Source organism: Bacillus sp. ISL-39, assembly GCF_018613295.1.
Classification (GTDB): Bacteria; Bacillota; Bacilli; order Bacillales; family Cytobacillaceae; genus Mesobacillus.
In genome coordinates, this window is sequence record NZ_JAGGQM010000007.1 from 172125 (window position 1) to 192746 (window position 20622).

Here is a 20622-nt window from a genome sequence, read left to right on the forward strand (position 1 = left end):
AAGCCGCCATTGATTTTTGGCGGCTTGTTGCTGTCAGACGAGATTATATAGTTGTTCATCAACCTGTTCAAGAAGCGGACTAAGCCTTCCTTTAGAAAGGACATACAGCTCATGCATTGCCCTTGTGCAGGCGGTATATAACAATTTCCTTTCTTCAGCTCTTGTGTAGGACGATGAATCGTAAATGATCACCGCGTCGAATTCAATCCCTTTAGCCAGGTATGTCGGTACAACATTGACACCATTTTCAAACGTCAATGTCCCTTTTTCGATCAATCTCGCATTATACGCTTTTTTGACTTCCTCGAAAGCTGCTTTGCTTTCTCTGGCAGTTTTGCAAATAACCGCGATATTTTTATGTCCTGTTTTCTGCAAATCGGAAATAATTTCATTTGTCATCAAAATATGATCGCTGTCTTCACGGCTTTGAACGATAACCGGCTTTGGTCCTGTTCGATTGAAAGGCTCAATCAAATCTCCTCCCTCGATCAATTGGCAGGTAAACTCTACAATTTGTTTCGTTGACCGGTATGTCTTCGTAAGCCTGTAAAGTTCCTTTTCCCCAAATTCAAGGGCTGATTCCGCAAGAATAGTGGGGGCGCCTGTTGGTCCCGAGTAAATTGCCTGGTTAATATCCCCTAGCAAAGTCATCTTGCTGTATGGAAACAGCATTTTAATATAGGCAAATTGGAAAGGGGTATAATCCTGGGCTTCATCAATGAATACGTGGCGTATCGAAGTATTCGATTTCCTTCCTTCAATCAAGTCTTGAAGGTACAGAAAAGGAGTCGCGTCCTCATATGCTATATATCTGTTTTCCAAGTTACTTATGGCTTGTTCACAAGACACAGTCCAATTTTTAGGCATTGAGTCAGTTTTTAGCTGATCATCCTTGAAGAAATTCATGTAAACGGCTCTGATATTAATGAATTTTAATCTTCTAACCGCATTGAACAATGGCTTAAAACGTCTTTTAACTACCATTTCCGATAGCCACTGCTGCTCACGATCATAATCATGGAAGGTATCATCAGCTCCTCCCTGTTTTTGCTGACTTTGTTTGAAGGCCTCCAGATAATCTTCCTTTTCAAGGAATTGAATCTCTTTTTCAACCCATTCCTGGGACAATTCTGCTTTTGCTTTTTTCTTTAGTTCCTTTAACAGCCATTCCTTCACAAGCTGAACTCTATTTGGAATTGAAATATTGCTGTCGAGTGAGTCATAGTAAGCCGCTATGTCCTTCTTTGATATGATCGACCGTTTATTTAACCCTAAACTCTTAAAAACAAGAGTCTCCCTGGCAAGTTTCGCGGCGTACTGATCCAATAATTCTTTAAATTCCAAACTCGCCTTAAAACGGATGCTTTCAATCCTGTCTAAATAACTTTCATTTTTTTCTGCTTCAAGCAGAAACTCCATCTGCTCAAAAGAATCTTCCAGTTGATAGTCTGAGCTAAAACGAGTTGAAAGATATTCCTGGAAGGTGGCCTGCTGCATATTTTCCTCGCCAAGCTCGGGCAAAACCGTTGCAACATAGCTATTGAAAAGTGGATTTGGTGAGAATAACATGATATTTTCTGATGTAATGATATTCCTGTACTTGTATAGTAAATAAGCGACACGCTGCATGGCTGCAGAAGTTTTGCCGCTTCCGGCCACACCCTGTACGACCACAAGGCTGCTGGAGTCATTGCGGATGATTTGGTTTTGTTCCTTCTGGATGGTAGCCACAATGGTTTTCATCTGGGAATCGGCATTGTTGCCCAGGACTTCCTGAAGCATTTCATCACCAATTGTTACCCCGGTTTCAAACATTGCTTTAATTTTGCCGCCTTTAATAACGAACTGGCGTTTTATCTCCATTGATCCTTCAATTATATCTGTTTCTGTTTTATATTGTGCCGGACCGGGGGAGTAGTCGTAATAAAGACCCGAAATTGGCGCTCTCCAGTCATAAATCAGGAAATTTTCTTCCTTTTCATCCATAAGAGTTGCAATCCCTAAGTAAATTCTATCAGTTTCGTTTTCCCCATCTTCTTTAAAATCCACTCTGCCGAAGTAAGGAGAAAACCTTAGGCGGGATAATGTTTGCAGCTGCTTGATCATTTGTGATTGTGTTCGCTCACGTTCTGATAAAAGAGCGGCCTGCTGCTTGATGCTCGTGAAGGTTTCCGCTACGTCATCAGCTTCATCAAAGTTAACCGTAACATCCTCCCAGAAGGTTTTTCTGATTTGAAGAGCATCTGAGCCTACATCACTTGAACTTTCATTCCATTTTTCTGCTTTTTTATCAATTTCCTCAATGATTGAATCGACACGTTCCTGTTCCATTTCTAAATCTTTAAGCTGCTTTTCTTCCACAAAAAATCACTCCCAAACTCAAAGCTCTTATACTTGACTGCCTCTTCATTTTGTGTTATTGTTATGTTAGAATCTTCATGCATGTAACACTTTACCTAAATACTGCCAACTTTCATTTTACTATGTACATATCTTTATTACAAATATCTAATACCTAAAACCACCTTAAGGGTGCTTTTTTATTTTTTACATTAGTTTTAATTATATTTATTCTATTACCAACCTTTTTAAACATAAAAACCGCGATGCTGATTTTGCTGCACGCGGTTTTTTCATGTTTTTTTATTAATCGTTTATTTGCTTAGTTTGATTACGGATGCAATATTTGCTGCAATTCTTTCGACATATGTGTGAGCGTTTTTAAATGCGTCATCCAAAGTAATGACACCTGGTACTATGCTGAACACAGCGTCGATCCCATGCTCGTGGACAACCTGACTGTCCGAGGCTACATTCCCTGCGATGGCAATGACAGGTACATTATGTCGTTTCGCTGTCTTGGCAACGCCAATAGGAGTTTTCCCGAAAATTGTCTGTCCATCAATCTTGCCCTCACCAGTAATGACAAAATCGGCATCTAGTAAGTGGGTTTCTAGATTGGCAGCTTCAAGTACAATGTCCACTCCTCTTTTTAACTCGGCTGACAGGAATGCCATCAACCCGCCACCAAGTCCCCCTGCTGCTCCGGCGCCGGAAACATGTTCGATATCCTTGCCAAGGTCTGTAAGGATAATTTCAGCGAAATGGCGGAGGTTGTTGTCCAATACTTCAACCATTTCAGGGATTGCTCCTTTTTGCGGTCCGAATATATGCGAGGCGCCTCTTAAGCCTGTTAACGGATTATCTACATCGCAGGCAACATCAATCATTACTGTTTCCAGCCGTTTATCTATTCCATCCATGTTAACTGAGGCAAGAGAATCTAAAGCTCCTCCACCCTCGCCAATTTCATTTCCACCGGAATCCAGAAGCATGATCCCTAGGGCTCTTGCCATGCCGGCACCTCCATCATTAGTGGCACTCCCGCCGATTCCAATGATGATATGTTCAACACCATGATCCAGAGCCGCAGCAATCAATTCGCCTGTTCCCCGAGTGGTAGTAACCAGCGGGTTTCGTTCTCCGGGAGGTACAAGATGGAGTCCTGAGGCCGCGGCCATCTCTATGACCGCGGTCTTTTCGTCGCCGGATATACCAAAAAAGGCATCAACCGGAGTACCGAGCGGCCCTGTTACTGTTTTCGTGATTATTTTCCCGCCAGTGGCATCAACAAGGGATTGAACAGTTCCTTCGCCTCCGTCTGCCATCGGTACTTTTACGAAATTTGCTTCAGGAAGGATGTTTTTCATTCCATTTTCGATCGCTGTAGCTGCTTCAAGCGCTGTAAGGCTCTCTTTAAAAGAATCTGGTGCAATTACAATTTTCATGCTCGTTTCTCCTCTCATAGTATACCCGAGTATCAATCCATTGAAATGAAAGGTCCGGACTTAGAAAAAATCCAGACCGCTTTTTATTTATCCGAAAAACTTGAAGATACCAAAGATTAGCGTCGATACGATCGCAAGAGTTAAACCGACTGCTGTTTCGTAAGGAATCAATTTTAGACGCTCTTTAATCTCCATGTTGACACTTCCGCCTGTTGCGTGGAAAAAGCTTCCGTGTGGCAGGTGGTCAAGTACGGTGGCGCCAGCGTGAACCATGGCAGCACCGGCTAAAGCAGTGACACCCATTTCCAAAATGGTTGTTCCGAATACCTGGGAAGCAACTGCTGTTCCCGCAGTTGTCGAAGCAGTAGCAGCGGACATGAAAATACCGGATACTGGAGCTAGGACGAATGCTGGAAGACCAAGTGCATCCAGGCTGTTAATCAAAACGTCCTTTAACCCTGAATTAGCGATGATTCCCGCAAGTGTACCTGTACCAAGGAGCATAATAGCTACACCAGACATTTTACCGAGACCTGCAACCGCATAGTCATTGATATGCCTGATTCGGCCCATTGCAAGTGCTCCGGCGATCCCCCCTGCTGGCAGGGCGATCATAGGATCGATGTTAATATCAAACAAAGGTCTTAGTGCAAGCAGAATGATTGTTACTAATGGTGCGACAATCGCTGGGACAACTGCCGGAAGTATCCCTTTAACGGTTGTTTCACTTTCTTGAGCTGTAACCATAGCACCTTTATTAACTAGCTTCTTTGCTAAAATATACGTAACGGTCAATCCGAAAACAGCTGGAATGATTCCAGCAGCCATCACAGATGTCAATGGGATTTGGAACGCATCCGCTGCAGCTATTGCATTCGGATTCGGTGACATAATATTCCCAGCCTTACCGCCGCCAATCATCGCAAGCAGGATAGCTGTTTTGGAAATACCTGCTTTATTGGCGATTGCCAATGCGATTGGCGCAACAGTGATAACTGCAACATCAACGAATACCCCAACAGTAGTCAAAATCATTGTCGCGATGGCCAGGGCAAGCAACGCTCGTGTCTCCCCGACCTTCTTAACAATTGTTTCAGCGATTACGGCAGCAGCACCTGATTCGATCAGGACGCCTGCAAGCACACCGGCAGCCAGAATTCTTAATACTGCAGGTATAATCCCCTTCGCCCCTTCCATCATCAGGGCAACTGTGTTCGTGACATCAACTCCGCCTACAAGGCCACCGATCAGAGCACCGGCGATCATTCCATATGCTGGTGAAACTTTCTTTAAAATAAGGAAAATAGCTACTACTAGTGCTACAATAGCGCCGAAAGCGCTTACTTGAATATCCACGGTGATTCCTCCTCTAAACTTTTTCGTAACCCAATTGTAAGCGCTGTCTATTCTTATTACATTAGTCAAACCATCAAAAAAAGACCTGTAATAGAACAGATCTTTTGTGCAATTGCACAATTCATTCCAGCTCATTATTAAGAAACGACAAATACAGGTGAAGCAGGTCAGTCGTTTTGCGTGGGTCCTTACCTGTTATTTCTGTGATTTTATCAAGACGGTATCGAAGCGTGTTCCTGTGAACAAATAGTTTCTGTGAAGCCTTATTCATGTCGCCGTTTGTTTCGATAAGTGCTCTTAAAGATTCAGTCAGCTCACCCTTTACATCCTTTTCTTTCAAATTTTCATAAAACGGCTGCAAATCTTCCGTCAGCCCTTTTTTAGCAGCACTTAAAAGAAATACAGGGAGGTAATAATCCTCATAAAAGTAAATGTCATGCTGGGAGCTCAATTTCAACCCTGAATTCAGTGTGAGGACTGCCTGCCAGTAGGACGCTTTTACCCCTGACAATCCTTCACGGTATTGACCAACCCCGATTTTCACCTGTATATTATCATTCTTTCTTAAACCATTAAGCCATGTTTCTGTTATGGTTCTTATGAATAGATCTATGTCGTTGCGAGGAACCACTTTTAAAACAACGATCCTATCGTGCTGCATCAATAATAAATCATCTTTTTGCAGTCGGTTTTTTAAATAGCCAAATGTTTTCTTTCTGTCAGGAGTCATGATGACGATAGCTGTCCTCGCTAATTCAATATCAATACCCAGACGCATAGCTCTTTCAAGAAAGAGCGAGTCATGTTTGCCTTCAGAATGGATGATTTGGCTGACAAGCTCCTCCTTCAGCCTTTCATCCCATTGGATCTCATTCATCAAAACCGCTTGCTGAAGACTTAGCTCAGCAGCGATGCGAACAAGTTCTCCGTAACTTCTTATTTCATCCGGGGAGCCAGTTATACCAATAACACCCATGATTTTGCTATCAAAAAAGATGGGTAGGTTTATTCCAGGGCGCACTCCATGGAGCCTTTTAGCCTCCTCTTCGGTTATTTCAAAACCAGTTCCTTGTTTGATTACGATGACTGCGCCCTCATGGACGTCATCTATGCGGTTTGGGTCGCCTGATCCAATAATCACGCCCCGGTTATCCATTATATTGATATTTTTCCCGATGATCCCCATTGTCCTGTCTACAATTTCTTGAGCCAGCTCTTTGTTTAAAAACTCCATGTCAAAATCCCCGCCTTGCGAAAGCTATACTGTCTTTTATTATGGCTGATAATTTGCCGAAACAAAAGTAAAGCGTGAGAACATAAGTCCTCACGCGCATGTTATTTCGTTAAAGCGTGTTCTACCTTGATGCACCTGTCCATGATCACGGTATACCCTTTTTCTTTTAGGAAGTTATAGGCCTCTTCGTTCTCTAGACCAAGCTGTGCCCAGAATATCTCAGCATCGATTTCGGCAAATTCTTTCGCAACCTCCATCAAGTATTCCGAACGGCGGAACACATTGACAATATCTACATGCCCGTCGATTTCTTTAAGTGTTTTAACAGCTTTCACGCCAAGAACCTCGTCAACAGTAGGATTGACAGGGATGATTTCAAAGCCTGCTGCCTGCATTGCCTGTGACACCATATAGGAAGTCCGCTGCGGATTATCGCTCAATCCGACAACTGCAATCCTTTTTGCCTTCTTAAGGATTTGGCCTATTTCTTCGCGGCTTGGATTTTTAATTGCCATATTATATCACTCCTAAGGATTAATTTGACCCTAACATTTATTTTATCGTACTATTCTGCAGTCTCAAATCAACTTGCCTAAGAATCCCATTCTCTTTTTCTTAGGTTCTTTTCGTAAACTTTGTTGCTTTCTCTAATAAAAGTTAAAATCGGCTACGGATTTCTAATGATATGGAGCAGCAAGAAAGAGCCTCGAAGCCATTTAGAATGCGGCAGGGAAGTTTTATACGAAAAGCTGCATTCAATGCGAAAACAGCCTTTTCTTGTGAAGTGTGAATTGATCCACGGCAACAGCAATCAACGTGCCTAGGATTAAACCATTATTAAGAATTGAAACAAGGACAGGCGGAATATTGCGGAAAGCCTCGCCCGGAATGAACATTGCCCCTACACCGGCCAGAAGGGAGGTTCCAATAACGACCCTTATCCTTTGTTTATCGTTTTCACGATCAAATTCCGAGAATGCGATCCCGGTCATATTTACAAATATAACAAAAGTAACGGAGTAACCGACGGGAGCTGGAAGCGCCGCGAATAAAGACATCACATGAGGCAGCATACTGGCAAGGACGATCAACAATGAACTTATGATAAAAGGCAGGGTTCTTGTGATACCGGTAGTAGAAATAAATCCTGCTGCTCCAGAGATTGGAACAGACCCAATCGCCGAGAACACTCCACCCAGCAGCTGATTGATTCCTGCTGTATAACCGCTGGCCCGGTACCGGAAATCCTTAATGTCTGACCCCATATCTTTTAAAACTTGTCCGGTAACCCTTATGCTAGCTAACATATTGGTAATCAACAGGAACGTTATAAAAATAGAAGTCACAATTAAACCGGAATCGAAAACAGGCTTCCCGAATGCGAAAACTTCCGGAAGTGCGATCGCTGCTCCATCGTATCGTTCGTTTGCTTTTCCCAGATCAAAAATTTCGAAAAGCGCCCAGCCAGCGGCCAGGCTGATTAAAATGGCATACTGGCTGACCCACTTCATATGATGCCTTGTCAGATAGAAGGTAATCCCAACCAGAGTTAAGCTGAAGAACGCAATCGGAAGGCTGACTTCAGTATTTCCGCCACCTAGTCCTGCCATTCCATTCAGGAAGGATCCGCTGAGCTGAATGACAAGTAATAGTAAGTATATCCCGCTGACTACAGGTGTGAATAACACTGCCAGTCTATCGATAAGTTTGAATAAACTTAATAGGAAGAATACAATACCGCTGATGATCATGGCTCCTTCTAAAGCCTGCAAGGTTTCAATTCTGGATGAAAACAGTGTCGTACTCAATCCTGCATATATGGTAAAAACACCCCACCATAGTCCCGCAGGACCCTCATTAATTGGCATACGATGTCCGGACAAGGCCTGCAGCAGACTCGAAATGCCTAATACAAACATCGTCCTTTGAACCAGTCCGGTCGTCTCTAAATCATTCAATTGGAATAAATCAGCGATCGCAATTGGTGCAACGATTGAACCAGCAATGATAAACGCCATCCACTGTATGGCTGATAATATTGTTTTCATCCTAAAATCTCCATCTTCTTGGCGTAATAGATCATAGTTCAGATATACTGATATTCCACTCAGGTATTTATCCTTATTCTATAATCGAAGTCCATTTTCCTTCGCCTTTAATCATATCGTACTTAAGGTTACTGTAAATGAGAATGAATTTTTTGGTTTTCGTAAAGATTGCTGTTAAAATCCTAAAGCCGATTTTTACGTGATCAAAAGCCATTTTGTAGTACGAATTAAGTGTGCAAGTTCTTTTCTCATCATTAGCTTTAATTTTTTGAAGAAACATAGGTCATTCAATCTTATTTTGTAGTCAATAGCAACAAAGTTTGAGAAAAGAGCCAACATAAAAAAGGGCATCCACATGGGGTGCCCTTTATGTTAATAGCTAGTAAACCATAATATTCTTTGAATCCAATAGATTATATATTTAAATGGCGTCATCTTATCCTTATTTTCTTCATAATCCAGTGTATACTTTGCCCGTTCGTTATTCCAGATTCTATTGAAATACTGGTCAACATCTTTGATGACTTGACTGTCAGAGTCCGCTGTAACCTTAATGTTGGTTTCAAGATTTAAATCATCGAGATTTCGTCGTGTAAAGTTGGCGGACCCTCCGAGTATCACACTGTTATTTCCTCGGTTAAAATAAATCATTTTAGTATGATATTGCTCCTGGCCAGCATTGTACCATTTAATCTTGATATTTTCGCTGCCAAATTCCATTATTTCTTCTGATACCGGAATGTTGGGCAAACCTGATTTCTGGTTGCCAAATGCATTGGTATTAGGATCAAGTATAATATTGATTTTCGCTCCCCGATCGGCGGCCTTGTCCATCTCGTCGATGACTTTCCTCTCGGCAAGGTAGAACATACCTATCCAAATATGATCGCCTTTTCCCGTATTTTTCAACTCGTTCAGGAGATGCTTGAGGATTTTCCCTTCCGTTAAAATCTGGACCTTAATATCCCCTTTATCTTTTACAGGTTTGTAATCAGGGAGGTCGCCGCCTCCTGAGAAATTGATTACAGCCTGCTCGGACTCCAGGATGTCTCCTATTATATTTCCGCTCGTTTCAAAGGCTATGTTGGAGTGGAAGCCGCTTGCATCATGCGGGTTCGCGGATGCAACGATCGCTGTCTTTTCAGTGACAAACACTTTCCTGTGATTAGCCTTTAGGTTCAGCAGTTCAAGATAGGAGCGGAGCGTTACGTCAGGTGCATTCTTTGCCATCGGGTTTGGAATCCAGCCTTCACCCGATTGGCCAAACCACTGGAGAAACACCCGCCAAAAAGCAGTATATATTGGATTGGAATCCCTTAATGGATCCAGATTGGTGAAAACAACTTTTATATCATTTTCCCGAAGTTTTTTTAACACACCGGATTTATGGGATCCATAGGTCAAATTAATTTCATCAGTTATAAACACAACCTTAAGGTCTTTATTCTTTTTTTTCTGGGCAATAAGTTTATCACTGATAGATTCGCTTATCTCCGGATAACCCATATCCTCCTTGTAATAGCCATTGAATAAAAACATATCCAGGACGATGAACTCTTCCGCTTCTTCAATCCTTTTAATGATGGTATCGAATATTTCATGCTCGTATTTTTTTTCACCGTCCATCCCCTTGTAGGTTAAATCAGATAAAAAGCGGACATCCTTGACGTGGTGGACTTCCCCTTCATATGATAGGCCTTCGGGGAGCTCTTTGTTCGTTTGGTAGACAGCGGTTATCCCAAGTATTATTGCAAGGATGATTAGGATCAATAATGGTTTCCTATTAGCTGGATTTTTCCCGATCCTCATTTAGAAGGGCTCCTTAATATCGTTGATATACTTACTTATTCACTTATTCAGCAATTTATAAACTTAGCCAGCAGGAAACTTCAGCCATTAAGGAACAAGTCAGTTTTTGTTCAAGATTTGCATGGAGTTTTTAAGAGAACATGGTAAAATAAAAGAACCTTAAAATCTTAAAAGGAGAATATTTCATGGCATTAAACGCAATCATCATTATTCTAGCTTACTTGCTGGGATCAATACCTTCTGGCCTCATTATCGGAAAAGTGTTCTATGGCAAAGACATCCGTGAACATGGGAGCGGGAACTTAGGCGGTACAAATACCTTCAGGACGCTGGGAGTGAAAGCTGGTTTAGCAGTAAGTATTGCTGACGTCTTGAAAGGGACCCTGGCGGCAAGTCTGCCTTTGCTGCTGAATGCTGATCTCCATATGCTTTTAGTGGGGGTTTTTGCTGTAATTGGCCACATGTACCCTGTTTTCGCCGGATTCAGAGGAGGTAAAGCGGTCGCTACTTCAGGTGGTGTTTTACTGGCATACATACCGGTATTATTCTTATTCATGCTCATTATCTTTTTCATCAGCTTGTACATAACAAAGTATGTTTCCCTATCATCGATCCTGACCGGTATAGCCGCGTTCATTTACTCGCTGTTTACACAGGACCTTCCATTGATACTGGTTGTCGCTGTCCTGGCCAGCTTCGTCATTTACAGGCATCGCGCTAACCTTGAAAGAATCCGCAACAAAACAGAGCCGAAAATCAAGTGGCTTTAAAGCTTTAGAAAATAAAAAACAAGCCGGCAAACCGTTTAAATAGGTTTGCCGGCTTTTTATTTTCGGACGATTCCAAAGTCTTTCAATGCCTGTCCAAGATTGTTATACATTTTTACATTATCAAAATTGATGCCTAGAGTAACCACTGAATGAGCCAGTTCCGGCCTCATCCCGGTCAGGTTCACGTCTACTCCGGTCAATTTAAGACTGTCTATTATTTTAAATAATTCCTGGGCAACCATTGTATCCACTATGAATACGCCTGACAGATCTATTATCAGACAATCTACTTCATTATCCTTCGTTTCTCTAAGCGTGTGTTCCATAAGGATCCTTGCTCTGTGTGTATCTATATCACCGATGATCGGCAGGACGGCTACTCCGTCCACAATCGATATAACAGGTGTGCTCAGCTCATCAATAACCTCCTGCTGCGCCCGCAGCCGTTTATTGGCCTGTCCAGTGTAGGAGTTCGTGAAAATGATTATCTGCCCGTCAATGAACTCATTTATAAGATTACCCAACCACAAACTTTCTTCTGTACTAAGATTTTTACTTTTTTCGGTCATTACCGAGAGTTCCTCCCACAATACACCGCGGATACTATTAAAATGCTGAATGGATTCACTGAGAGAGAGACCCAAACGCACTTTATCTTCACTCATCCTTTTACCCCAATCCTTGACCTTTTCGTCGTCTGATTCCCCGATTAAATGACTTTCTAGCAAATGGATTAATTCTCTGATTTGCTCTTTATATAACTTAATTTGGGGTTGGTTGGTTAACTTGATAAATGCTTCTGGCTGATTTCCATCAATTGAATCCAATATATTGTTCAGAATTTTTTCTTCTCTGTCATTAAGAAATTCTCTAAAAAACTGAATGGCTTTATCCATTTCACAGCTCCTTTTGCTAGTTCTATATAAAATATTTTTTGTTCTTTATAAAAAAGTAGAACGTTTTTGCTGGTATAATATAGATGATTATGTCATATACATTCGAAAGAAATCGAATTTAAACTGCCCAATTTAAAGGATGTGAATTCCTGATGAAATTACCCGAAACTATAATGCTTCAAACTAATCAAGTCCCAAACACACCGGAAAAAGAAGTGAACGAAAACATAGCAATAGCATGCTCTAAACCCTTTCAATTCAGCGCAAAAATAGAAAGACAACAGTCGGTATCCCAAGCTGACCCAACAAGCAAAAAATATTTCTTGCCTCATAAAGTCGATATATCTAAGGAGGAGTTGACAATGAATGATTTAGATGCAAAAAAAGCAGATCTCGAAAGCAAAAATTTAAAACTTGAACAGGAAATCATTGAAAAAGAGCAGACATTAATGATCCTGCAAAAGGCCATTCAAACTGCCACAAGTGATTTTCAAGCGATTTCAGCAAGCCATTTGGCAGCCGGGTTAGCCCATGAAATTAGAAACCCGCTGACAACACTAAAGGGTTTTATCCAGCTGCTGAAGCCGGAACTTCAGGCTGTTGGCAAGCAGGATTTCGCAGACGTAGCTCTTGATGAAATTAACCGAGCCAACAGCTTACTAACTGATTATCTTTCTGTTTTAAAACCTGGCTCTTCTGAGAAAAGGAAGCTGTCTATAAACGAGTTGGCAGCAAGTATGATCAAACTATTCTCAAGCGAGGCGATTTTGAAAGATATCGAAATCAGTGGTGAATTTCCCGGTCAAGAGTTGTATGTATTGGCAGATAAAAATGCGATTAAACAGGTCTTGGTCAATTTGTTGAAAAATGCAATCGAGGCTGTTGAAGGAAATCATAATACAAGGGCTTCTATAAAATTAATTGTTAGTAAAGATAGGGATTTAGTTGCCGTAAGTGTGATCGATAACGGCGGCGGAATTGATGAATACTCCCTAAAGAGGATTTTCTCTCCATTTTACACTACAAAAACAGGAGGCACAGGGATGGGATTGGCAATCAGCAAACAAATAATCGACAATCACGGGGGCGAATTGAGTGTAACCACTCAACCCTTTAAAACGATATTCAAACTTTCGCTTCCTGCTGTTTAATTTGCCGGACTTCCGATAATTCGAAAAATTGTCATATTGAAAATCGTTCATCTCTTCTTTTGACTGATAGAATGTAGGTAAGAATAAGGGAAAGAAGGCGGATTGTAATGGAAGAAGTTATTAAGCAGGCTGAAAGTTTTGTGTTTACAACCACAACCGCTGATGTAACGACGCCTGATGATTTTATTGTAGAATTTCTTACTGAAAATCCTGACAATGAAAAAAATCATCCTTCTGCGATCAAGATAAAGAATATGGATGAACTACTCGATTTCCTGGAGATAATAGAATGGTAATCTGATTCGTGAAGCTATTCACTGAATTTTGGGTTTTCTCAATTTGAAAAAAGACCAAAAATTACACCCTCACAAAATTAGATATTAGAAAAATGCGATTCCGGATAGAACCGCATTTTTTTTGCATATATTGCTTACACTTTTAGCAATTTGAACTTTCCCGTGCCAAAAACATCTTTTACATAATCCAGTTTTGTATCAATGAAATAAACTGAATCACCTTCATGAATCAAAATAGGAACCTCTTCAAATGTAAAAATCTGATCATTCTTTAATGGCTGCTCTTCCAGAGCAACCCGAAGCTGAGGTCCTCCTCAGCCGATTCCCATCGTCAGTCGGACATATAGCTTTTCTCCATCCTTGCTCTCTTTGAGTACTGAATGATGCAATATTTTATATGCACTTTCTGTTAATTTGAACAATTCCTCTCCCCTTCCTTAGTCATTTTCTTTCATATCCTTTTTGTAAAAAGTGATTATCGAATTATGACAAAATAATGAACATCATATTGAAATTTATACATTTACCACCATTCTTATAATATATTATCCTTAGAGGCGACAAAATAAAAATGCCTCATTCTAATCTGGGGAGATTAACATGAGAAAAAAGGAGAATAAAACTTATGGATTGGCCTTGTTTGCTGGCTTAGGTGTTTTGGCATCTGTATTAACATTCCAGATGTACCATGAAGCCGAGGCAAAAGCACCGAGTATTAAAATGCAATCTCAAAAATCTCATCTTGAAAGAAGCTTTGATGTTAGCGGCAAGAGTTTTGTAGAAACAGTGAAGCTTGGAGCTATCGGTGATATCCTGATCCACGATACAGTTTATGAAGATGCCTTTGTGAATCCAGGGTATGACTTCAAACCAATGCTCAGTAATGTCAAAAAACACTTAATAGAACCTGATCTTTTGCTTGCGAATCAGGAAACACTTCTTGGCGGAGAAGAAATCGGTTTATCAAGCTACCCAAGTTTCAATAGCCCGGTTGAAGTTGGAGAGGCATTGATCGATGCAGGAGTGGATATTGTATCAAATGCAAATAATCATTCCCTTGATAAATCAGAAAAGGGTGTCCTTGCATCCATAAAGAATATGGAAGCGGCCGGTCTTCCTTATGTTGGTTCGTACAAGGACGATGCAGACAAGCATGAATTGCGGATTTTAAATAAAAATGGGATATATGTTTCTTATTTGTCTTACACCTATGGAACAAATGGCATCCCAGTCCCTTTTGGAAAGGATCACCTCGTGAACCTCATTGACCGTGAAGCAATGAAAGCGGAGATACACCGCGCCCGAACAGAATCAGACATTGTCGTTATGAGTATCCATTGGGGAAATGAATACCAGCGTTTCCCTACCAGTGATCAAAAGGAGCTTGCCCAGTTTCTAATCAATGAAGGTGTTGACATCATCTTTGGCCATCATCCTCATGTTCTGCAGCCTATGGAGTGGCTGATGGCAACTGACGGAAGAAAGGCATTGGTCGTCTACTCTCTGGGAAATTTCCTGTCAGGACAAATGTGGGACTATAAAGATATCGGCGGTCTTGCTACTGTTGAAATAATAAAAACCATCACACCGGATGGCAATAAAGTAATATTGAAAAACCCTGATTTCCTTCCAACCTTCGTTTCGAGCAGCAGGCAAAGTAATTACCGAGTTGTTCCATTGCAAGAAGCCAGTCAATACGGCCTTGCTGGAGCTGAAAATAAATACCATGAGATCATGCATCATATGACTCAATTAATAAAAGAATAATTGTGAGAGAGCCCGGTCCAGTGAAGACCGGGCATTGCTTATGTTATAATCATTCTATCTGGTATGGAAGGAGAACAATATGAAAATTACAATTAATGATGATGCAGCAGCATGGTATGAAAATGAAATGGACCTTTCAGCCGGAAGCTATTTGCGATTTTTTGTCCGGTACGGCGGTTTCAGTTCAATCCAGAAAGGTTTTTCATTAGGTGTCTCCAAGGAAGAACCGGATCACATTGGCGTAAAGACAGAAAAAAATGGGATCACCTATTATATTGAAGAAAAAGATATTTGGTATTTTGACGGCCATGATATGATCGTGGAACTACACCCGGTTGGCCATGAACCTGACTTCAAATTCGAAAAGAAATAAGGCAGACGCGAAGTCTGCCTTATTTTCTGTCATTTAGTAGAGGGTTTTTAATTCCCTCCTGTTCAAGGATTTCAGCTTGCTTACCACCTAATAAATCAAAATGAGGGTAGGCAGGCTTTCTCTTGTCAATCCACTCTGGCCGCAAACCATACTTTCTCCCCCACTCAGCTAATCTGTCAAGATCGCTGCATCCTACCTTCGTAACCGTTGAACAGTCCGGGAAGCGGTCATCAATCCAGTAATGGGTCAGGAAGGCGAGCTCTCCTCTTTCAACCTTATCCTTCCATTCCTTCAGCTCGTGGCGCTTTATCCCGAAAGCCAATCAGACCTGCTCCTTTACATCCTCAGGCTTTTTCACCGCCTGTAAATACGCTTCATGCCAGTCAGGATAGCTCCTTTTTAGCGAGATCGGCCGGAAGCTATCTTTTTTAACACAGACATGTTTTGAACTGCCTGTCAATGCCAGCTCCCCTTCACCATTGAAGATTTCATATTTATAGACAGAGCGGATCCCATCATACTCCTCCACCCAGGTCTTAATTGTAGCAGTATCTCCATATCTCAATGGTTTTTTATAGGAAGCCTGTATATCAAGTACAGGTGAAATGACTCCACCCTTCTCCATCTCTGCATAATTAAAGCCGAGCTCTTTGATCAATTGTGTTCTTCCCAGCTCCATCCACACCAGATAATTAGCGTGATACACGACCCCCATCTGGTCTGTTTCCGCATAACGAACCTCAATCTCCCTTGTAGAAATTATCATTGGTATTCCCCTTTATTTTTCAAGAATTTTTATCCTATAAGTTTTTTTAAAGCCGCTTCAAAATCCTGTTTTTCCAGGTATAAAACATCCTCATCCAAATCCTCAAAATTATCGTGGTCAATCAATCGATATGCCTGGGATTGAATCGCTTCATCCACTAAGTTTGTGGCGAATCGCCCATTCCCTTTTATTTCTGTTTCTGAAAGTTGCTCAGACAAAATTGCTTCTGCTTCTGTACCCATTCTATATTGATACTTGCCAGCGTAGTTTCTGATGATGAGCAGCAAATCATCTACACTATAGTCAGGAAAGTGGAAAAACTTCTTGAACCGTGATCTTAGGCCAGGATTGCTTTCCAGAAGCATATCCATTTCAGCAGGATAACCAGCAAGAATCACGACGAGATTTTCATTATGTCTCGTCATTTCGTCGACAAGAGTATCAATAACTTCCTTGCCAAAATCACCCGAGCTTTGGCCAAGCAAAGAGTATGCCTCATCAATAAATAATACTCCTCCAAGTGCCTCACGGATTTTTTTCTTTGTCTTGATGGCTGTCTGTCCAACATAACCTGCGACAAAATCCGCCCGGCTGCTGACGATAAGGTGCCCCCTCTTCAACATGCCGCACTCCTTCAAAAGTTCTGCGTAAATCTTGGCTACAGTCGTTTTTCCTGTTCCCGGATTTCCGGTGAATACAGAGTGAAGCTGAATCGGCACAGCAGGCAGTCCTTTTTCCTTTCGCAGCTGCTGCATCTTTACGAAGGAGATCAGGGAGGTAACCTCTGCTCTTACAGTGTCCAATCCTACGAGTGCATTCAGTCTGTCGAGTGGTTTTTCAGTTGAAATATTTGCTGTAGATTCAAAATCCTCTTTTTCCAATAAGGTATAGGTCGAAAAGTCATGTTCTTCACTTTGCCTTGATCCCTTTTTAAAAATAGCTTCCAACACAAGGTTGCGAACCGTCCTGGCATTTCCAAAGGTATCATCGACTCTTTCCTTTTCGATCCGATCCGTAAGCTCAAGCTTTGCCGCTTCTGTCATGGCATAATCGTTATCCTGTGCAGCTTGCTCAGCGATTTGTAATAGCTCACTATTCGAATAATCAGGAAGATGAATTAAATTTGATTGAGGGAAACGTGATCTTAAACCTGGATTCGCATCAAGAAATTGTCTCATCTCCTCTGGATAACCAGCAAGAATCACGGCGAATTTACCGCCATACTCTTTCCCGGTCATTAAGGAAACGAGAGTATCAATAGCAGTTTGGCCATAATCATTTCCAGTCTGGCCTTCCCGCTTAAGACTGTAAGCCTCATCAATAAAAAGTACCCCACCCAGGGCTTGCTCGACGATCTTCCTGACATTTTCTTCTGTTTGTCCAACATAAGCCCCTACAAGCTGGGAACGGTCCGCCTCGATTATTTCTTCTCGCGGCAGTACTCCAAGCTGGTGATAAATTTTGGCGAGCAATCTTGCCAATGAAGTTTTCCCTGTTCCTGGATTTCCGGTCAGGACCATATTCAAGCTTTGATCATCCTTCGTTTGCAGTCCAAGTTCTTTCCGTTTTTGCTGATATTTCAAGAACCGGTAAAAATCATTCACTCTCTCCTTGACCGATTCAAGTCCTATCATTTTGTGAAGTTCAGCCAAAGGATCAATTTCAGATAGTGTTTGGCTTTCCGATTCCTCCGCAAATTCTTCTTCCCAGTTCAGCTTGATTCCTTCAAGGGTTTGAAGTCTTTTCTGCATTTCTTCATAGTGGACAGCTGTGTGAAAAACGCCGGTAACCGACTCTTCATATAACTCAGTTGCTTTCAGGAGAGCTGCAGTCTCTTCTACAGCCTTTTCCAGCAAATTGGTCAGCCTGTTGAATTTAGCTTCAGCTTCAGATCCTGTTTCAAGCTGCTGGGCTTGAAGGTCATCCAGCTCTTCTTCAGCATGTGACAGGAATTGCTGCGAAATATTTATGTACTGCTCTGCAGTTTTCTTTTTTAACGCCCGATTATCAGTTTCCCTGATCCGAGGGTACACTAGCTGGTCAAATAGATTACCCTTATTTTTCCATTGATTCCCTGACAGCAGGGATTTTGCTTTCTTGTTTGCTGTATCGTGTTCAATCGCCGTCCTTAACCACTCAAGGGCGAGAGAATCATACCCGTTTCGCTGGGCTCTCGATTGCGCAGCCAAAGTCAGGGTTTGAGACAGTTGCTTATGGTTTTCCATTTTTGACAGTTTCCTGATCGCGGTGATCAAACTGGCTTCATCCTGAATAAAACCTTTTCTATTTATCTCCTCTTCCCATAGCTTGATCTGTTCATCCATAGGAATTTGCTTTTTTTGTCGATCCATCTAAATCACTTCTTTATCTAAAGAGTTTTCGTTGTTTTAGTTTACATTCCGTATATTATCACATTTTCAACCAAACGGAAAAAGACCCGCCTGTTGACGGGTCCTTTGGATTTACTGCTGGTTATGCGCTTCATCCTTGATTTCAGCCCTGAAGGCATCAATACTCTCTCTGCGGCGCTCATTCTTTGTCTTGATTCTTTGCTGGTCTTCAGGACTGGAGTTGACCATTGCAGCTTCCGCATCTTCCATATTCTCAATCGTATGATGGATCATAGACTGCAGCTTTTCTACATTATCGCTTCGATCATCTGGCTTTGGTGTATTGTTTGCCATGGTAATGTACCTCCTTCTAAAAAGTACACCAATAGTATGCAACTAGTCATATCAATTATTAGCGGAAAACAGTGGATATCTTTTATTGGCAAAAATAAAGGCCCGCCAAATCATTGGCAGGCATATTCACTCGGTTATTCACCTTTAGTTTGTATTACCTGGGCATGTTCACCCGACTTATCATTCATCTTCTTCCCTTTATTGCCACTGAACCCACGCGGCTGAGTGCCAAGGTGGCTTGGAACATAATGCTTGCTGTCCCTTTTAGGATTGCTCATGTATATCCCTCCTCTAGAATAAGTTTCTCCTAAAGAAGAGGTATTCATAAATGGTAATGTATGATATTTACTCAGCCTTGCCCAAGTGTTTTTGCTCCAATTTAGCCTCGATTTTCTCGAGTGCATCACGGTCATTCAGAAGTTGGCGTTTATTTTCCATAACAAGCTCTTGAAAAGAACGCTTTCTAGGTTTTCTCATCGTGTTCACCATCCTTTGTCATCATTGTAACAGTTATTATGTCCGGAAACGGTTTCAATTATTACAACTTTTTGAAAATTTAATCGTATTTTATTCATACCCACTAATTTCGTGTATTGCCCATGCAATTTTTACCATAAAAAAACACCAGTAGACTTTACTGGTGTTACTTCATGAGTTCCTGCATTTGATCGTATGTCATCGAACCGATGTGTTTTTTTAAAATCAATCCCTGCTCATCGATTATAAATGTTGTAGGAATGGAAATGATCGAGTATGTTTGCTGTGTGGATCCATCATGATCAAGCAGTATAGGGAAGGTTAAATCATTATCCTTCACAAATGATATTACATTGTTCTGGGGATCCAGATTGACGGCCAGAATTTCAACATCCTTCGACTTTTCTTTGTAAAATCGCTCCATCGCCGGCATTTCTTCTTTACAAGGCGGACACCAAGTAGCCCAAAAGTTCAGCATCACCTTTTTACCTCTGTAATCTTTCAAGCTTACCTCTTCACCGGCAAGGTTTTTCAATTTGAAATTGGGAGATACCATTCCGGCACCGATTCCTGTTGCTGCTTTTGATGCTTCAATTGCTTCTGGTTCCTCGATTGTATAAAACTGCTGGAAAATGGCAAACAAGACCAGGCCAGCCAGAATACCAGCCGCAATCGCTTTTTTGACCATAGGAAAACCCCCTTCGGTTAATTTACAAGTAGGATATCCCAAGTATACAAAGATAATGAAAGTGGAAAAGTGAGAAAATTTGAGGATTATGTGAATTTTAATGAAGAAGCTGTTACTGGGAATTTCTTAGTATCTTCAGGACTGAGCAGTAGTATGTACAAGCATAGACGTGCACCGCATGAACAGGTCACCGTCGGACAAAATCAACCTGCACTCGCTCTGTTTTGTCTGAACCTGAGGCATCTTCGGACAAAATCAACCTTCATTCTTTGTGTTTTGTCCGATCCTGGGTCCTCTTCAGACAAAATCACCTGCCACTCACGGAGTTTTGTCTGAACTTGGGTCATCTTCGGACAAAATCAACCTTCACTCTTTGTGTTTTGTCCGAACCTGGGTCCTCTTCAGACAAAATAAACCTGCACTCGCTTGGTTTTGTCCGAACCTGGGGCATCTTCGGACAAAATCAACCTGCACTCGCTGTTTTGTCCGAACCTGGGGCATCTTCGGACAAAATCAACC

Annotated in this window: 20 protein-coding genes; 5 read left to right on the forward strand and 15 right to left on the reverse strand. The window is 41.5% G+C overall.

The genetic code is table 11. The features are described 5' to 3' along the window. Window positions 1–33: 33 nt before the first annotated feature. From helD to J7E37_RS08805, 7 genes are all read right to left on the reverse strand, one after another. On the reverse strand, window positions 34–2361 hold the full coding sequence (gene helD / locus J7E37_RS08775; protein ID WP_353049999.1) for an RNA polymerase recycling motor HelD: 2328 nt from the start codon (window positions 2359–2361) through the stop codon (window positions 34–36). A gap of 293 nt (window positions 2362–2654) precedes the next feature. Further along, entirely contained in the window at window positions 2655–3788 is a 1134-nt protein-coding gene (locus tag J7E37_RS08780; protein WP_214779036.1) for a glycerate kinase, read from the reverse strand. Between the two features lie 87 nt (window positions 3789–3875). Next, window positions 3876–5144 carry a GntP family permease gene (locus J7E37_RS08785; protein WP_214779038.1) on the reverse strand — a complete coding sequence of 423 codons (1269 nt, stop codon included), beginning with the start codon at window positions 5142–5144 and terminating at the stop codon, window positions 3876–3878. Between the two features lie 121 nt (window positions 5145–5265). Continuing rightward, window positions 5266–6378, reverse strand: a complete 1113-nt coding sequence (locus tag J7E37_RS08790; RefSeq protein ID WP_214779040.1) for a sugar diacid recognition domain-containing protein — start codon at window positions 6376–6378, stop codon at window positions 5266–5268. A gap of 101 nt (window positions 6379–6479) precedes the next feature. After that, complete coding sequence (locus tag J7E37_RS08795; protein WP_214779042.1) at window positions 6480–6893, reverse strand: CoA-binding protein; 414 nt, start codon at window positions 6891–6893, stop codon at window positions 6480–6482. A gap of 240 nt (window positions 6894–7133) precedes the next feature. Further along, window positions 7134–8426, reverse strand: a complete 1293-nt coding sequence (locus tag J7E37_RS08800; protein WP_215023592.1) for a purine/pyrimidine permease — start codon at window positions 8424–8426, stop codon at window positions 7134–7136. A gap of 372 nt (window positions 8427–8798) precedes the next feature. Continuing rightward, window positions 8799–10235 (reverse strand): phospholipase D family protein, encoded by a 1437-nt coding sequence (locus J7E37_RS08805; protein WP_215023594.1) that lies wholly within the window; start codon window positions 10233–10235, stop codon window positions 8799–8801. A gap of 185 nt (window positions 10236–10420) precedes the next feature. Between J7E37_RS08805 and plsY the strand changes: the two genes are divergently transcribed. Continuing rightward, a complete protein-coding gene (gene plsY / locus J7E37_RS08810) occupies window positions 10421–11005 on the forward strand; it encodes a glycerol-3-phosphate 1-O-acyltransferase PlsY (protein WP_214779048.1) in 585 nt (194 codons plus the stop codon). 56 nt (window positions 11006–11061) lie between these two features. On the opposite strand, the gene J7E37_RS08815 is transcribed toward plsY, so the two are convergent. Then, window positions 11062–11901: an STAS domain-containing protein gene (locus J7E37_RS08815; RefSeq protein ID WP_215023595.1), complete on the reverse strand. Its 840-nt coding sequence runs from the start codon at window positions 11899–11901 to the stop codon at window positions 11062–11064. A 362-nt stretch (window positions 11902–12263) separates the two neighbouring features. On the opposite strand from J7E37_RS08815, the gene J7E37_RS08820 reads away from it, so the two are divergent. The 4 genes from J7E37_RS08820 to J7E37_RS08835 all read left to right on the forward strand — a co-directional run bounded on the left by J7E37_RS08820 (window position 12264) and on the right by J7E37_RS08835 (window position 15488). After that, window positions 12264–13052: an ATP-binding protein gene (locus tag J7E37_RS08820; RefSeq protein ID WP_215023597.1), complete on the forward strand. Its 789-nt coding sequence runs from the start codon at window positions 12264–12266 to the stop codon at window positions 13050–13052. Between the two features lie 107 nt (window positions 13053–13159). After that, window positions 13160–13348, forward strand: coding sequence for a hypothetical protein (locus J7E37_RS08825; RefSeq protein ID WP_215023599.1), 189 nt, complete (start codon window positions 13160–13162; stop codon window positions 13346–13348). A 600-nt stretch (window positions 13349–13948) separates the two neighbouring features. Next, a complete protein-coding gene (locus J7E37_RS08830; protein WP_215023601.1) occupies window positions 13949–15115 on the forward strand; it encodes a CapA family protein in 1167 nt (388 codons plus the stop codon). 79 nt (window positions 15116–15194) lie between these two features. Continuing rightward, a complete protein-coding gene (locus tag J7E37_RS08835; protein WP_215023604.1) occupies window positions 15195–15488 on the forward strand; it encodes a HesB/YadR/YfhF family protein in 294 nt (97 codons plus the stop codon). A gap of 19 nt (window positions 15489–15507) precedes the next feature. Here J7E37_RS08835 and J7E37_RS08840 read toward each other — a convergent pair whose 3' ends face one another. From J7E37_RS08840 to J7E37_RS08870, 7 genes are all read right to left on the reverse strand, one after another. Continuing rightward, window positions 15508–15810, reverse strand: a complete 303-nt coding sequence (locus J7E37_RS08840) for a hypothetical protein (RefSeq protein WP_215023605.1) — start codon at window positions 15808–15810, stop codon at window positions 15508–15510. Beyond that, window positions 15811–16254: an acyl-CoA thioesterase gene (locus J7E37_RS08845; protein ID WP_214779062.1), complete on the reverse strand. Its 444-nt coding sequence runs from the start codon at window positions 16252–16254 to the stop codon at window positions 15811–15813. It lies immediately after the preceding gene. Window positions 16255–16283: 29 nt separating this feature from the next. Beyond that, window positions 16284–18605, reverse strand: a complete 2322-nt coding sequence (locus J7E37_RS08850; RefSeq protein WP_215023606.1) for an AAA family ATPase — start codon at window positions 18603–18605, stop codon at window positions 16284–16286. A gap of 111 nt (window positions 18606–18716) precedes the next feature. Continuing rightward, on the reverse strand, window positions 18717–18938 hold the full coding sequence (gene tlp, locus J7E37_RS08855) for a small acid-soluble spore protein Tlp (RefSeq protein WP_214779066.1): 222 nt from the start codon (window positions 18936–18938) through the stop codon (window positions 18717–18719). Between the two features lie 134 nt (window positions 18939–19072). Continuing rightward, a complete protein-coding gene (locus J7E37_RS08860) occupies window positions 19073–19216 on the reverse strand; it encodes an acid-soluble spore protein N (RefSeq protein ID WP_023627804.1) in 144 nt (47 codons plus the stop codon). Between the two features lie 67 nt (window positions 19217–19283). Further along, the gene (locus J7E37_RS08865; protein ID WP_144480839.1) at window positions 19284–19415 is read right to left on the reverse strand and encodes an FbpB family small basic protein; all 132 of its coding nucleotides are present in this window, start codon (window positions 19413–19415) and stop codon (window positions 19284–19286) included. 166 nt (window positions 19416–19581) lie between these two features. Continuing rightward, window positions 19582–20103 (reverse strand): redoxin domain-containing protein, encoded by a 522-nt coding sequence (locus J7E37_RS08870; protein ID WP_215023607.1) that lies wholly within the window; start codon window positions 20101–20103, stop codon window positions 19582–19584. Between the last annotated feature and the right edge of the window lie 519 nt (window positions 20104–20622).